Origin of the sequence: Aeromonas sp. QDB39 (assembly GCF_027707585.1) — a bacterium.
Taxonomy (GTDB): Bacteria; Pseudomonadota; Gammaproteobacteria; order Enterobacterales; family Aeromonadaceae; genus Aeromonas; species Aeromonas hydrophila.
In genome coordinates this window covers 86,572-99,831 of the sequence record NZ_JAPCIV010000008.1, presented here as the reverse complement: position 1 = coordinate 99,831, position 13,260 = coordinate 86,572, and the positions used below count along the sequence as shown (strand labels likewise).

13 protein-coding genes are annotated in these 13,260 nt (G+C 61.4%); 4 read left to right on the top strand and 9 right to left on the bottom strand.

All coding sequences use genetic code 11. The annotated features are described in order from the left end of the window. A complete protein-coding gene (locus PG899_RS06550; protein ID WP_190284042.1) occupies positions 1–1,140 on the bottom strand; it encodes a GGDEF domain-containing protein in 1,140 nt (379 codons plus the stop codon). A 501-nt stretch (positions 1,141–1,641) separates the two neighbouring features. Here PG899_RS06550 and PG899_RS06545 point away from each other — a divergent pair. The 3 genes from PG899_RS06545 to PG899_RS06535 all read left to right on the top strand — a co-directional run bounded on the left by PG899_RS06545 (position 1,642) and on the right by PG899_RS06535 (position 4,207). Then, a complete protein-coding gene (locus PG899_RS06545) occupies positions 1,642–2,430 on the top strand; it encodes a transporter substrate-binding domain-containing protein (RefSeq protein ID WP_016351298.1) in 789 nt (262 codons plus the stop codon). A 90-nt stretch (positions 2,431–2,520) separates the two neighbouring features. Continuing rightward, positions 2,521–3,480: an amino acid ABC transporter permease gene (locus tag PG899_RS06540; RefSeq protein ID WP_270697293.1), complete on the top strand. Its 960-nt coding sequence runs from the start codon at positions 2,521–2,523 to the stop codon at positions 3,478–3,480. Then, on the top strand, positions 3,464–4,207 hold the full coding sequence (locus PG899_RS06535) for an amino acid ABC transporter ATP-binding protein (protein WP_011706607.1): 744 nt from the start codon (positions 3,464–3,466) through the stop codon (positions 4,205–4,207). Before PG899_RS06540 ends, PG899_RS06535 begins: the two co-directional genes overlap by 17 nt. Positions 4,208–4,279: 72 nt before the next feature. Here PG899_RS06535 and PG899_RS06530 read toward each other — a convergent pair whose 3' ends face one another. Together PG899_RS06530 and PG899_RS06525 are read right to left on the bottom strand one after the other, a co-directional pair. Further along, positions 4,280–4,693, bottom strand: a complete 414-nt coding sequence (locus PG899_RS06530) for a DUF2059 domain-containing protein (protein ID WP_270697292.1) — start codon at positions 4,691–4,693, stop codon at positions 4,280–4,282. Positions 4,694–4,990: 297 nt separating this feature from the next. Next, a complete protein-coding gene (locus PG899_RS06525; RefSeq protein WP_252410875.1) occupies positions 4,991–5,758 on the bottom strand; it encodes a substrate-binding periplasmic protein in 768 nt (255 codons plus the stop codon). 229 nt (positions 5,759–5,987) lie between these two features. Here PG899_RS06525 and PG899_RS06520 point away from each other — a divergent pair, with 229 nt between their 5' ends. Further along, on the top strand, positions 5,988–6,827 hold the full coding sequence (locus PG899_RS06520) for a sterol desaturase family protein (protein WP_252410801.1): 840 nt from the start codon (positions 5,988–5,990) through the stop codon (positions 6,825–6,827). An 86-nt stretch (positions 6,828–6,913) separates the two neighbouring features. On the opposite strand, the gene PG899_RS06515 is transcribed toward PG899_RS06520, so the two are convergent. From PG899_RS06515 to pstB, 6 genes are all read right to left on the bottom strand, one after another. Next, positions 6,914–8,314 carry a basic amino acid/polyamine antiporter gene (locus PG899_RS06515; RefSeq protein WP_252410802.1) on the bottom strand — a complete coding sequence of 467 codons (1,401 nt, stop codon included), beginning with the start codon at positions 8,312–8,314 and terminating at the stop codon, positions 6,914–6,916. A 9-nt stretch (positions 8,315–8,323) separates the two neighbouring features. Further along, positions 8,324–9,226, bottom strand: coding sequence for a homocysteine S-methyltransferase family protein (locus PG899_RS06510; protein ID WP_252410803.1), 903 nt, complete (start codon positions 9,224–9,226; stop codon positions 8,324–8,326). Positions 9,227–9,505: 279 nt separating this feature from the next. Then, a complete protein-coding gene (locus PG899_RS06505) occupies positions 9,506–10,048 on the bottom strand; it encodes a hypothetical protein (RefSeq protein ID WP_024944846.1) in 543 nt (180 codons plus the stop codon). Positions 10,049–10,067: 19 nt separating this feature from the next. Further along, positions 10,068–11,387 (bottom strand): hemolysin family protein, encoded by a 1,320-nt coding sequence (locus tag PG899_RS06500; RefSeq protein ID WP_011706614.1) that lies wholly within the window; start codon positions 11,385–11,387, stop codon positions 10,068–10,070. Positions 11,388–11,579: 192 nt separating this feature from the next. Next, entirely contained in the window at positions 11,580–12,290 is a 711-nt protein-coding gene (gene phoU, locus PG899_RS06495) for a phosphate signaling complex protein PhoU (protein WP_005334097.1), read from the bottom strand. 96 nt (positions 12,291–12,386) lie between these two features. Continuing rightward, positions 12,387–13,205, bottom strand: a complete 819-nt coding sequence (gene pstB, locus PG899_RS06490) for a phosphate ABC transporter ATP-binding protein PstB (protein ID WP_011706615.1) — start codon at positions 13,203–13,205, stop codon at positions 12,387–12,389. Between the last annotated feature and the right edge of the window lie 55 nt (positions 13,206–13,260).

The following is a 13,260-nucleotide window of genomic DNA, read 5'->3' as shown; positions in this document are numbered from 1 at the left end:
CTAGGCTTGCGCCAGCCGGCAGACCCGGTTCTTGCCCTCCCGCTTGGCCTGATAGAGGGCGCGATCCGCCTGGCTGAACAGGGTGTCGAAGTGCCAGCTGTGCTGGCAGCGCACCAGCCCCATGCTGACGGTGATGCCGATCCCTTGCATGTCCTGCGCCGCCAGAGAGCGGATGATCTGCTCGCAGCGCTGCTGCTGCGCCGTTTCATCCTCCTTGGGCAGCAGCAACACGAACTCCTCGCCGCCAAAGCGACTGGCCACCAGCTCTTGCTGAGCGCCGAGATAGGCCCCCACCGCTGCCAGCACTCTATCCCCCATCTCATGACCATGGCGATCGTTGATCTGCTTGAAGTCATCGAGATCCAGCACCGCCAGGGCACCGAACTCGGTCATCCGGCGCCGGGCCATCAGCTCCATGAAGCCGCGCCGGTTGAGCAGGCCGGTGAGCGGATCGTGGCTCGCCTGCTGGCGCAGGGCCAGTGCCCGGTACTGGGTGCAGAGCAGCAGCACCCCGAAGGTGGAGAGGTAGCTGCCCATCAGCATGGAGAGGAAGGGCAGCACGTTGACACCGCTCTGATCCATCAAGACTCTGGCGTCCCCCTGCAGCAGAAATGCCATGCGCAGCAGGTTGAAGCCGTAGAGCAGGATGTTGACCACGGTGAACACCAGTACGGCGGGCAGGTAGGCGGGATAGCCGTGCCGCCAGATGAGAAAGACGATCACCGCCCCCAGCACCATGTAGCTCAGGCAGGCCAGCAGCACCCGGGGAGCCATCTGATCGTTGAAGGCAATGCTCCAGCTCAGGATCAGCACATAGCTCAGCATGAACCAGCCGCTGGCAGACCAGCTGAGGGGCTGGCCGAAGAAACGCTGCAGTGCCAGCGGCATCAGGGCGATGCAGACGGTGATAAGCAGATTGGCCAGCCAGATCCCCGCCAGACTCGGCATGAAGGCCTGCAGGGTAAAGAGGCTCTGGGCTGCCAGTGCGAACAGACTGGACCACCACCAGTATCCGAGTCCGGGGATCTCCCTGTGGGTCGACCAGATGATGGAGAGGGTGATGAAGCCGAGGCTGTAGCCACCCAGCGCCATGATCATCAGGGTGAATACATCCAGCTTGAGCAGTATTGAGGCGTCCATACCAGTGCCACTAAACGAAGGTAACTGAGTATATTGGAAGCGCAAAACAAGACCCAGCGGCGTCTGACTAAATCCTCAATTAAAAACCATTTGGTGGGCGGCAATCGCACGTACTAAATTCATTCGAATCTGTTTTTTGGCACTTGGCGGCCGGGTGAGCAACAATTGACACTGCTGATGGCGGGCTGGCCTGTAACAAAATGTGCTGAATACATTTTTGGCTTGAACCCGCCTCATTAGATAGATATGTTGTTTTCGTGTGATTTTATGAGTGTCGCCACGGGGAAAAAGCGCCACTAACCTATTGAGTCATCTGGCACAATCGGAATTTGGTACATTTTTCACTCAACGAGCGGCAAATAGAATCTCATATGGGGCTTTTGCCTCAATCAAGACAATAATCCTGTCTTGCCCTGTTGCCGGATGCAGCAGTCTCTTGTGCCACGGAGTCGCACGGGATCAGGTTCAAGGCCGAACACACTTTTGACAGAGACGTCACTTATGATCAAAAAACTCATTCTTTCTACCCTGCTGCTGTGCGGGCTGGCCAATGCGGCGCCCACTTCCACCCTGGATGCCGTGCTGGAGCGCGGCGTGCTGCGGGTCGGTTTCGACGCCGGCTATCAACCCTTCGAAATGACCAACAAGCAGGGCCAATACATCGGCTTTGACGTGGATCTGGCCAAGATGGTCGCCAAGGAGATGGGCGTGAAGGTCGAGTTCGTCAACACCGCCTGGGATGGCATCATTCCGGCCCTTTTGACCGACAAGTTCGACGTCATCATGGGCGGCATGACCGTCACCCCTCAGCGCAACCTGCGCGTCAACTTTGCCGACCCCTATATCGTGGTCGGGCAGACCATCGTCCTGCGCAAGGACAAGGCTGGCGAGATCAAATCCTTCACCGACCTCAACGATCCCAAGTACAAGATCGCGGTCAAGCTCGGCACCACCGGCGAGCAGGCAGTCAAGCGTCTGATCCCGAAAGCCACCCTGCTGCAGTTTGAAACCCAGGATGACGCCAAGCTGGAAGTGATCAACGGCAAGGTCGATGCCTTCGTCTACGACCTGCCCTACAACGCCATCTTCGCCACCCAGAACAAGGGCGCCGTGGTGCACCTCGACAAGCCGTTCACCTTCGAACCGCTGGCCTGGGCCATCCGCAAGGGCGACCAGGACACCCTCAACTGGTTCAACAACTACCTGCGCCAAATCAAGGGCGACGGCAGCTACGACCGCCTCTACCAGAAGTGGTTCGAGTCCACCGCCTGGCTGAACCAGCTCAAGTAACCTCGCAAGGGGCGGCCCGCCGCCCCTTCACGCAGATCCCCACACAATAACTACAACGAGGTTGCGACAGTGCACAACCCAACAAGACAGATGGAAAAACAACCCAATCAACTGCTCTGGCACGGGATCTTCCTGCTGATCGTGCTGGCCGCCATCTTTGGCATCTACAAGGCCGTGCAATCGGTGGATTACACCTGGCGCTGGGAGCGGATCCCCCAGTACATCGCCTATCAGGCAGAACAGAAAAATTACGCCGAATTTGACGGTACCGTGGTCGCCGGCACCACAGAGGCCGACAAGGGCAAACTGTTTTTGCAAAACGATCTCGATCCCAACCAGCGCCAAGCCATCGCCATCAGCGGCGGCCAGGTAGCGGAAGGGGACACCGTCTTTCGCGGCGACACCCTCGACACCCAGCTGAGCTGGACTGCCGGCCCCATCGCCTGGGGCGTCTGGGTCACGGTCAAACTCTCGCTGGTGGCGGGCATCTTCGCCATCCTGCTCGGCACCCTGGCCGGGCTGGCCCGACTCTCCCCCAACCCCGCCCTGCGCAACCTGGCGGTTACCTACGTGGAGCTCATCCGTGGCACCCCGCTGCTGGTGCAGATCTTCATCGTCTACTTCTTCATCGGCACCGTGCTGAACCTCGACCGGTTCACCGCCGGGGTGGCGGCACTGGTGGTCTTTACCGGCGCCTACGTGGCGGAAATCGTCCGTGCCGGCATCAGCTCCATCCACAAGGGGCAGATGGAAGCGGGCAGAAGCCTCGGCATGACCTCGGCCCAGACCATGCGCTACGTCATCCTGCCGCAGGCCTTCAAGCGAGTGCTGCCACCGCTGGCCGGCCAGTTCATCAACCTTATCAAGGACTCCTCGCTGGTCTCTGTCATCTCCATCACCGATCTGACCAAGGCGGGGCGCGAGGTGGTGAGCTCCACCTTCAGTCCGTTCGAGGTGTGGTTCACTGTGGCCCTGCTCTATCTGGTGCTGACTGGCACTCTCTCCTTCCTGGTGCGTCGTCTGGAGGTGAAATATGCGCGCAGCAACTGATCCCATTATCAAAGCCAGCGGTGTAGAAAAGTTCTACGGCACCGAGGTGCACGCCCTCAAGAACGTCAGTACCCAGGTCGCCGAGGGGGAAGTGGTGGTGATCGTCGGCCCCAGCGGCTCTGGCAAGTCCACCTTCCTGCGCACCCTCAACCAGCTGGAGACCATCAACGACGGCAATATCGTGGTGGATGGCATCAGCCTGACCGAGCCGGGGGACGTCAACAAATTGCGGGAAGAGGTGGGCATGGTGTTCCAGTCTTTCAACCTCTTCCCCCACCTGAACGTGCTGGACAACATCTGCCTCGCCCCGCAGAAGGTGCGCGGGCTGTCGCGTCGCGATGCCGAAGACAGAGCCAAGGCTCTGCTGCTCAAAGTTGGTCTGTCGGCCAAGGCCGAGAGCTATCCCTCCCAGCTCTCCGGCGGTCAGCAACAGCGGGTGGCCATTGCCCGGGCACTCGCCATGCAGCCGCGCATCATGCTGTTTGATGAGCCCACCAGCGCGCTCGACCCCGAGATGGTGGGCGAGGTGCTGGACGTGATGAAGGGACTGGCCCGCGAAGGGATGACCATGGTGGTGGTCACCCACGAGATGGGCTTTGCCCGTGAGGTGGCAGATCGGGTGCTCTTTATGGAGAGCGGCGAACTGCTGGTAGACGAGAAGCCGACGGACTTTTTTGACAATCCACCCTCCCCGCGCCTGCGCCAGTTCCTGAGCCAGGTGCTGTAATAGCGCCGGCGATAAAAAGCAGAAGAGGGAGCCCATGGCTCCCTCTTTTCGTTGATGCCCTGCCGACCATATCTATTTTGTCGCGTTGCGTTTTGCTTCATCCAGCATGGCTTGCAGTGCCGGCATGTTGCGCTCGGCCAGAGATTGGCCCACCAGCGAGCTCTCCTGAAAGATGGCCGGCATGGTATCCAGGGATTTCTTCCCGACCGGGCTCTGATAAAAGGCGATCAGTTGCTTGAGCTCAGCCTCGGTGAAATGCTTGCGGTAGATAGCGGCCACTTCGGTACTCATGGCCCCCCAGGAGAGGTAACGGCTCACCCAGGCCTCCAGTACATCGCGGTGCTGGGCCAACTCCTGTGCATGTTCACCGGCGCCCCGGATGATCAGCGGGATCATCTGTGCCTGCATCTGGGCCTGCAGCTGCTCCGCCTGCTGCTCGCTGTTGAGCAGGTTGACCAGTTCCTGAGCGGGATCAGGCCCACACACTGCCACTCCACACCAGGGCGATGACAACCCCTCTTTTCACCCACTGCATAACAACCTCGCTAATCATATAAAAACAACAGGTTACATTGATTTATCAAACAGACCAGTCGCCAGATGGTGGTGATGCGTGCAAGGTCTGTGATGGTCACCCGGATCTGTGCCGGCGACCCCTGTGGTGCAGCCTTGCCCGCTGCCGTGACCGGTGCCCCACCAAAAACAGCAGAGGGACCCTCAGTCCCTCTGCTGTGGCAGAAACCCTGTGTTTACCGGCTGAATCTGACTGGCTCCCTTATCAGTTCAGCGCGGGGACTTTCCCAGATAACGCTCCACTATGGTTCGGATCCCGTCCCGCTTCTTGAGCTCGTAGAGCCGCTTGTCGAACTGCTCGGCAAAGTCCTGCTTGAAGTCGAACTCCCCCTTGCGGCTGTAGCCGAGGAATCCCTGCTCCTTGCTGAGCACTGGCCCCTGCTTGAGCTGGGACATGTCGGCCACCGCCAGCTGGTTGCCCTTGATCATGTTGAGCAACTCATACAGCAGGGAGAGGCGGTCGTTGACGGTACAGTCCACCCGGCCGCGCACTATCTTGAGCAAGTTCTCCCGGTTGCTCTTCACCTCCTCCAACCCGATCTTCTGCTGCTGGACGGCCTGCCAGAAGGGGGCACCGCCGATGGTGAAACCGGCATTCATGCCAAAGCGCAGCCCGTAGTAGTCGACCGGGAACTGCGCCTGCGGGGTATTGACCGCCACCCCGGCGCCGCACATCACCACCAACTCCTCGTCGAGCAAGGGTTGGGAGTAGGGCCACATCCAGGGACGGCTGTCGGGTTGGTAGTAGGGTGGAAAGATGGCGAAGGCACTGCCCTGTTCCACCATGCTGAGACCCCGTCGCCAGGGCATGGCCTTGAGCACCACCTCGTACTCATCCATGGAGGCCGTCACGCTGCGCACTATGTCGGCATAGATCCCCTTCACCTCCTCCCCCTCCTGCCAGGAGTAGGGCGGATAGTTGGCATCGGCCAGGATCTCGACCCGGGTCTTGGCCTGCGCCAGTAGGCAGACCCCCATCAACAAACAACACCACAGCCGCATCATCTGCCACTCCAGAGGTAGAAAACCTCATCAAGCATAGTCACTGCGCCATGGCTCAGAGGACCATCACGCCCTTTCATGGCCATGCACTTGCAGACTCCTGCCGCCAGCGTCAGATGGCGACGGCCATCGGGCGAAAATTGTTAATGAAAGATTAAATTCATCCTTTATGCTGGAGAGCAATTGCTCTGACTGGATACCCGACATGGATGTGCAACTGATCCTGCTCTACCTCTCGCCGCTCTTTCTGGCCTTCATCGGCTGGGAAATGCTCTATCTGCGCAAACATGGCGCCGCCTATCCCACCGCCGGCTACCAGTGGAAGGATCTCTTCGCCAACGCCACCCTGGCGCTGATGCATCAGGGAGGCGATGCGCTGACGGCCATCGCCATCGCCTACCTCTACGACGCCCTCTGGGGCTGGCGGCTGCTGGATATCGATCTCAACCTCTGGAGCCTGTTGCTGCTCTTTTTGTTGCAGGATCTCTGCTACTGGCTGTTCCACTTCGCCAGTCACCACGTGCGCTGGTTGTGGGCCTCCCACGTGGTGCACCACAGCTCGGAACGGCTCAACCTCTCCACCGCCTTTCGCCAGAGCCTGATGTACCCGGTCTCCGGCATGTGGCTGTTCTGGATCCCGATGATCCTCATCGGCTTCCCGCCCGAGGCAGTGGTGACCACCGTGCTCTTGAGCCTGGGTTTTCAGTTCTTCGTCCACACCCAGGTGGTGGGCAAGCTCGGCAGGCTGGAGTGGGTTTTCAACACCCCCTCCCACCACAGGGTGCACCACGCCAGCAACGCCAAATACATAGATCGCAACTTCGCCGGCGTGCTCATTATCTGGGACAGGCTGTTTGGCACCTTCGTGGAAGAGGACCCCGCCGAGCCGTGTCGCTTCGGCATCACCAAGCCCATCCACAGCTTCAACCCGCTCACCCTCACCTTCCATGAGTGGCGCGACATGCTGCAAGAGGCCCGCGGCCTCCCCTGGCGGCAAAAACTTGCGGTGCTGTTTGGCAAGCCGGCCGGTCCTGCCAGCCGCTAAGCCCTTGCCGCCGCTAAAAAGTGCGCGTCGCAGACAAAAAGAGAGCGCCCCTTGGGCGCTCTCTTGCATTGCCGGTCACAACCCGGTCAGACGTGGGCAAAAGACCAGATGGCGGGGATCAGGCTCAGCAACGTCACCCCGGCCAGCAGCCGTTCGCGCCCGCTGAGTCGCAGCTCGGCCCCCAGCTGGCGGCGGCTGTAGAGAAACAGCAGCAGACCCGGCCCGTAGAGCAGCAAGGAGAGCAGCAGGTACTCCACCCCGGCGGCGTAGAGCAGCCAGAGGCCGTAACCACTCGACACCAGCGCTACCGCCCGCATCAGGCCATTGCCCTCCCCACGCAAGGAGAGCTTGAGCAGGAACAGACCGATCAACAGGTAGGGCACCAAGATCATCGAGGTGGAGATGAGCAGCAGGTTGGTGTAACCCTTGCCGAGCAGCCACACCAGCAGCAGACAGCCCTGCACCGTCAGGCTGGTGAGCCACAGCGATGCGATGGGGGTGCCGTTGCGGTTCTGGCGCCGGAAGATTGCCGGGAAGGCGCCGTGGCGCGCCGCGCTGAACGGCACCTCGGCCGAGAACAGGGTCCAGCTCACATAGGAGGCGAGCACCGAGACGATAAGGCCGGCGCTGATGAGCAGCTTGCCCCAGGAGCCTGTCATCTGGGCCATCAGCCCCGCCATGGAGGGGTTGGGCAGGGCCGCAAGCTCCGGGCGGCTCAGGATCCCGAGCGCCAGCACCGAGATGAGCACATAGAGCAGCAGCGCCAGCACTACCCCGAGTACGGTGGCCGTGCCCACATCCCGCTTGTTTCTCGCCCGGGCCGACAGCACCGCTGCCCCTTCGATGCCGGTGAAGACCCAGAGTGTGATCAGCATGGTGTTGCGCACCTGCTCGGAGACCGGTACCGCCAGGGTGCTGCCCTGCTGATCCGCCGCGAAGGTGACCGGGTCGAACCAGTAGCAGGCGAACAAGATGAACAGCAGCAGCGGCAGGCTCTTGGCCAGGGTCGCCACCAGATTGAACAGGGCCGCCTGCTGCACGCCGCGCGCCACCAGCAGGTGCACCGCCCAGAGGATGCAGGACTCGCCGACAAAAGCCGCCAGGGTGTTGCCCTCGCCAAACCAGACCTGTCCCGTGGTGTCGACGAAGCTGCCCAGCGCCGCGAAGGCGATCACCAGATAGCCCACTACGCCGATGGTGGCACAAAGCCAATAGCCCCAGGCGGAGAAAAAACCCACCAGATCGCCGAAACCGGCGCGGGCATAGCTGTAGATGCCACCGTCAAGATCCGGCCTTAACCGCGACAGATACAGAAAACTCATGGCGAGCGCCAGGATGCCCACCCCGGTGACGCCCCAGCCGATCAGCACGGCGCGGGCGCCAGCCACCTCGGCCATGTTCTGGGGCAGGCTGAAGATCCCCGCCCCCACCATGGAGCTGAACACCAGCGCGGTGAGGGACCAGAGCCCGATCTTGTTCTCTTTCATGGGCTCTCCTTAGCGCAGCCGACTGCTCAGTGCCTGGATGTGTTCCGGCCCGATGCCGCAGCAACCGCCGATAAGGTTTGCCCCGGCAGCGCGCCAGCGCTCGGCCCAGCCGAGGTAATCCAGCGGTCCCAGATCGGTGCGGATCTCGTCCAGCCCGTCGTTGGCGGTGGCCTCCTTGGGCTGGGGCGGGAAGGCGTTGGCATAGGCGCCGAGCCGAATATCGCTGCGACCCTGTTCTTGCAAAGCGGCACCGGCCACCTTGAGCGCCCCTTCGATCACCTCGGGCTGACAGCAGTTGAACAGGATGGCGTCCACCCCGGCCGATGCCAGCGCGCAGACCGCATCGGCCACTCGCTCGCCGGAGCGCAGGGTCGGCTCGCTGCCCGGCGCCTCGTCTTCCAGAGTGAAGGAGACCCAGAACGGCTTGCCGTCCTCGGGCAGCAGGGCCCGGATGGCCAGCGGCTCGGCGATGAGGCTCATGGTCTCCGCCAGCCAGAGATCCACGTGGGGGGAGAGCGCCCGAATAAGCGGGGTCGCCAGCTCGCTCACCCGGCCTGCGTCGAACAGGTCGGCGCGGTAGGAACCAAACAGCGGCGGCAAGGAGCCGGCCACCTGCACGCGACCCGGCAGCTCGTCGGCCACCTCGCGGGCCAGCTGACCGGCCAGGGCCGCCAGCACCTCCCCCTCTGCCGCAAAGCGCGCGTCACCGATATGAAACGGCACCAGCGCATAGCTGTTGGTGGTGATGACGCGGGCCCCGCTCGCCACATAGGCCTGATGCACCTCGCGCACCGTCTCGGGGGCCTCCATCAGGGCCAGCGCCGACCACTCCGGCTGGCGAAACGGCGCACCCCGCCGTGCCAGTTCGCGTCCCATGCCACCATCCAGTATCCACAATGCCTGCGTATCCATCTGTCTCGTCTCTTGTTTGTTGTTTTGTTGTGCGGGTCTGTGCGCATTATCCATTGCGCCTGCCCCGGTCGTGCGGCAGCCCGTCGCCTTCATCACCCGGGATAAAATCAGCCATAAAAACATATAGACATTTAGATGGCTAAAGTAAGATAAAGCAAAGCCGGGCCGACGGCAACCGGCATCACCACAAATCCACAAGCCGCAGAGGGGAAGCGGTAAAGAGAGAAAGCAAAAGGCCACCCGAAGGTGGCCTCTTGTGGCGACAGGTGCACTGGCGGCTCAACGTCCGGCCAGTACCCGCTTGGTCTGCTTGACCCAGTCGGACACCCGACCCTGCTGGGGATACCCCTGCCAGATCTGCTCCCACTGGGCGGGGCTGAGCGGGCGGCCCAACCGGCGCTGCACCCCGGCATAGAGGTAGTCGTGAGCCGTGGTGCGTGCCTGGGCGGAGGTGAGGAACTTGGCCACCGGATCGGTCAGGCGCACGTCCCGCATGCCGAGCAGCGGGTAGTCGCTGTGCACCGCCGCCAGCATGGTCTCGCGCATGGCCGATTCGATGTAGCCACGGGCAAACAGGGCGGTCACCGACTCGAGCGAACCTTGATCCGGGCCGTGATACTCCTCGTCGAACACCGGACTCGGCTCCGCAACGGCGCTTTGCACCACCGCATCCGGGTCCTGCTGCGGCACCACCACGGCCGCCTTGGGGGCTGCCGGTTTGGCGACTGTGGTGGCCTTGCGCGGAGCGCTCTGGCTGCAGGCACCGAGTGCCAGGGCGAGCGCCACACAGGCCAGCGCACGGGAATGAGACTGCATCTTCATGATTGCTAACTAGCTCCTTTTACGATTCCTGAGCGGGTTTCTCGGCCGGCGTGGGCTCGACCCGGGTGACCAGCAGCTGGTCAATCTTGTAGCTGTCGATGTCCACCACTTCGAACTTGTAACCGGCGTATTTGACCGAATCGGTTCGCTTGGGGATCTTGCGCAGCATGTACATGATGAAGCCGGCGATGGTTTCATAATTCTGGTTTTCCGGGAACTCCTCGATGTCGAAGGCGCGCATCACGTCGGAGATGGGGGTCACCCCGTCCACCAGCCAGGAGTTCTCGTCGCGCTGCACGATCTGCTCTTCCACCACGTGGGTGGCCCACTCGCCCATGACGGTGCTCATCAGATCGTTCATGGTGACGATCCCCACCACCAGGGCGTACTCGTTCATCACCACGGCAAAATCGCCACGATGGTTCTTGAAGTACTCCATCGCCTCGTAGAGGTTGAGGGTGTCGGGGATGATGATGACGTTCTGCACCAGCGAGCCGCTGTTGAGATCGATGCTCTGGCCGCTGATGACCCGGATCAGCAGCTCCTTGGAGTCGACGAAGCCTTTGATGCTGTCGAGGTTGTGGTCACACACCAGGAACTTGTTGTGGGGGTGTTCGGCAATCTTGGCCTTGATGCTCTCCTCGCCCTCTTGCAGGGTGAAGTAGATGAGGCTCTCACGCGCGGTCATGGCGGAGGTGACACCGAGGGACTGCAGCTCGAACACGTTCTCGATGAGCTGGTGCTCCTCACGCTGGATGACACCCGCTTCGGCGCCTGCATCCATCACCGCATAGATGTCGTCGGAGGTGATCTCGTCGTTGCGCACCATGGAGATGCGCAGCAGGCGGAACAGGCCGTTGGCCATGCCGTTGAACAGCCATACCAGCGGCATCAGCAGGGTGACGCACAGCAGCATGGGGCGCACCACCACCACGGCGATCCGCTCCGGCATGGTCATGGCGAGGCGCTTGGGCATCAGATCGGCGATCAGGATGAACATGCCGGTGACGAACACGAAGGAGGCTGCCGAGCTGATCTCGCCAAGCCAGGGCCCCTGATAGAACTCGGAGATGAACTCCTTGATGGCCGGGTTCAGGGCAGACTCGCCCAGGATACCGCCCAGGATGGCGACGGTGTTGAGCCCGATCTGCACCACGGTAAAGAAGTTGCCCGGCTGGGCCTGCAGTGCCAGTACCTTTTCGGCATGGCGGTTGCCCTCATCGGCCATCACCTGCAACTTGATCTTGCGGGAGGCAGCGAGGGAGATCTCGGAGAGAGAGAAGAACACGCTGCCGGCGACCAGCAGCATCAGGAAAAATAAACTATCGGCAAAACTCATGATTAACCTATTGCAACAGCCGCCTTAGCACAAGACGGCAAACTGGGTCCGGGGGACCGGACCGTGAGTCAATCCGGGACTCACACAGGGGGCATATTCTAGCAGAAAAGCGCCAAGCGGGTGGCGATATCTTGCACTGACTGAAAAGGCAACAAAAAAGGCGCTCAAAGCGCCTTTTTATTCATCTCAGACTCACCCTTTCCCCAGCAGGGTGCCCAGATCGTCCGCCTTGGTGTGGCGCACGTCCTTGCCCTTGACGTAGTAGACGATGTACTCGCAGATATGCTGGCAGCGATCCCCTACCCGTTCGATGGCCCGCGCCGCCCACAGCACGTTGAGCACCTGCGGTATGGTACGCGGATCTTCCATCATGTAGGTCATCAGCTCGCGGATGATGGACTCGTATTCGCGGTCCACCTTGTCATCTTCCTTGTAGACCGCCAGCGCCGCGTCCAGATCCATGCGGGCGAAAGCGTCCAGCACGTCGTGCAGCATCTTGATGGTGCGGCGGCCCATGTTCTCCAGCGACACCAGCGGCGGCTGCGGCTTGTTGGCGTTGTCGGTCAGCATGCGGGCGATCTTGTCCGCCACATCGCCGATGCGCTCAAGATCGGTGATGGTCTTGATGATGGCCATCACCAGCCGCAGGTCGGAGGCGGTGGGCTGGCGCTTGGCGATGATGCGGGTGCACTCCTCGTCGATCGCCACTTCCATGGCGTTGACCTTGTGGTCGTTGGCCACGATCTTGCGCGCCGCGTCCAGATCCTGATCGTGGATCGCCGCGATGGCGTCGGTCAGCTGCTGCTCTACCAGCCCGCCCATCACCAGCACCTGGTTGCGCACGCTCTCGAGCTCGGCATTGAACTGACCGGAGATGTGTTTGTTGAGGTTCATATTGTCCATACAAATAATCCTTGATGCTCCGAGTATGCCTTAGTCGTTGAACTGACCGGTAATCTGTTTGTTGATGCTCATCTTGCTCATCTCCATCGCCAGCACTTAGCCGTAACGACCGGTGATGTAGTCTTCGGTCTTCTTCTTGGCCGGGGTGGTAAAGATGGTGTTGGTGTCCGAGTACTCGATGAGCTCGCCCATGTACATGAAGGCGGTCTGATCCGAGACACGCGCCGCCTGCTGCATGTTGTGGGTCACGATCACCACGGTGAACTGGCTCTTGAGCTCGTTGATCAGCTCCTCGATGGTGAGGGTGGAGATGGGGTCGAGCGCCGAGGTCGGTTCATCGAGCAGCAGCACTTCCGGCTCGATGGCGATGGCACGGGCAATCACCAGTCGCTGCTGCTGACCACCGGAGAGGCCGAAGGCGTTGTCGTGCAGCCGATCCTTCACCTCGTCCCACAGGGCCGCGCCGCGCAGAGAGCGCTCGGCCGCCTCGTCCAGGGTGCGGCGATCGTTGATGCCCTGCAGGCGCAGGCCATAGACCACGTTCTCGTAGATGGACTTGGGGAAGGGGTTGGGACGCTGGAACACCATGCCCACCTGACGACGCAGGGCGGAGACATCCACGCTCTTGTCGTAGATGTTGTGGCCGTGCAGCTGGATTTCGCCCTCGATGCGGCAGATCTCCACCAGGTCGTTCATCCGGTTGATGCAGCGCAGCAGAGTGGACTTGCCGCAGCCAGAGGGGCCGATGAAGGCGGTGACCTGGCCCTTGGGGATCTTCATGTTGACGTTGAACAGCGCCTGCTTGTTGCCGTAGTACAGGTTGAGATCCTTCACTTCCAGCGCGGTCTGCTCCGGGCTCAGGTTGAGCAGGTCGGTCGCGGTGTGCTGGCTGGATGCGGTCGTTACGTTGATCATCTGTTACCTCAAAATCTGTCGGTGGCGGCGGGCACTCTCATTGCCCGCGGCCGGA

Bases quoted from the DNA above. Each gene is read 5' to 3' on its own strand.
- PG899_RS06520 (WP_252410801.1), top strand. From the start codon at position 5,988: ATGGATGTGCAACTGATCCTGCTCTACCTCTCGCCGCTCTTTCTGGCC.
- PG899_RS06545 (WP_016351298.1), top strand. From the start codon at position 1,642: ATGATCAAAAAACTCATTCTTTCTACCCTGCTGCTGTGCGGGCTGGCC.
- PG899_RS06515 (WP_252410802.1), bottom strand. From the start codon at position 8,314: ATGAAAGAGAACAAGATCGGGCTCTGGTCCCTCACCGCGCTGGTGTTC.
- phoU (WP_005334097.1), bottom strand. From the start codon at position 12,290: ATGGACAATATGAACCTCAACAAACACATCTCCGGTCAGTTCAATGCC.
- PG899_RS06525 (WP_252410875.1), bottom strand. From the start codon at position 5,758: ATGGGGGTCTGCCTACTGGCGCAGGCCAAGACCCGGGTCGAGATCCTG.
- PG899_RS06550 (WP_190284042.1), bottom strand. From the start codon at position 1,140: ATGGACGCCTCAATACTGCTCAAGCTGGATGTATTCACCCTGATGATC.
- PG899_RS06535 (WP_011706607.1), top strand. From the start codon at position 3,464: ATGCGCGCAGCAACTGATCCCATTATCAAAGCCAGCGGTGTAGAAAAG.
- PG899_RS06540 (WP_270697293.1), top strand. From the start codon at position 2,521: ATGGAAAAACAACCCAATCAACTGCTCTGGCACGGGATCTTCCTGCTG.
- pstB (WP_011706615.1), bottom strand. From the start codon at position 13,205: ATGATCAACGTAACGACCGCATCCAGCCAGCACACCGCGACCGACCTG.
- PG899_RS06505 (WP_024944846.1), bottom strand. From the start codon at position 10,048: ATGAAGATGCAGTCTCATTCCCGTGCGCTGGCCTGTGTGGCGCTCGCC.
- PG899_RS06510 (WP_252410803.1), bottom strand. From the start codon at position 9,226: ATGGATACGCAGGCATTGTGGATACTGGATGGTGGCATGGGACGCGAA.
- PG899_RS06500 (WP_011706614.1), bottom strand. From the start codon at position 11,387: ATGAGTTTTGCCGATAGTTTATTTTTCCTGATGCTGCTGGTCGCCGGC.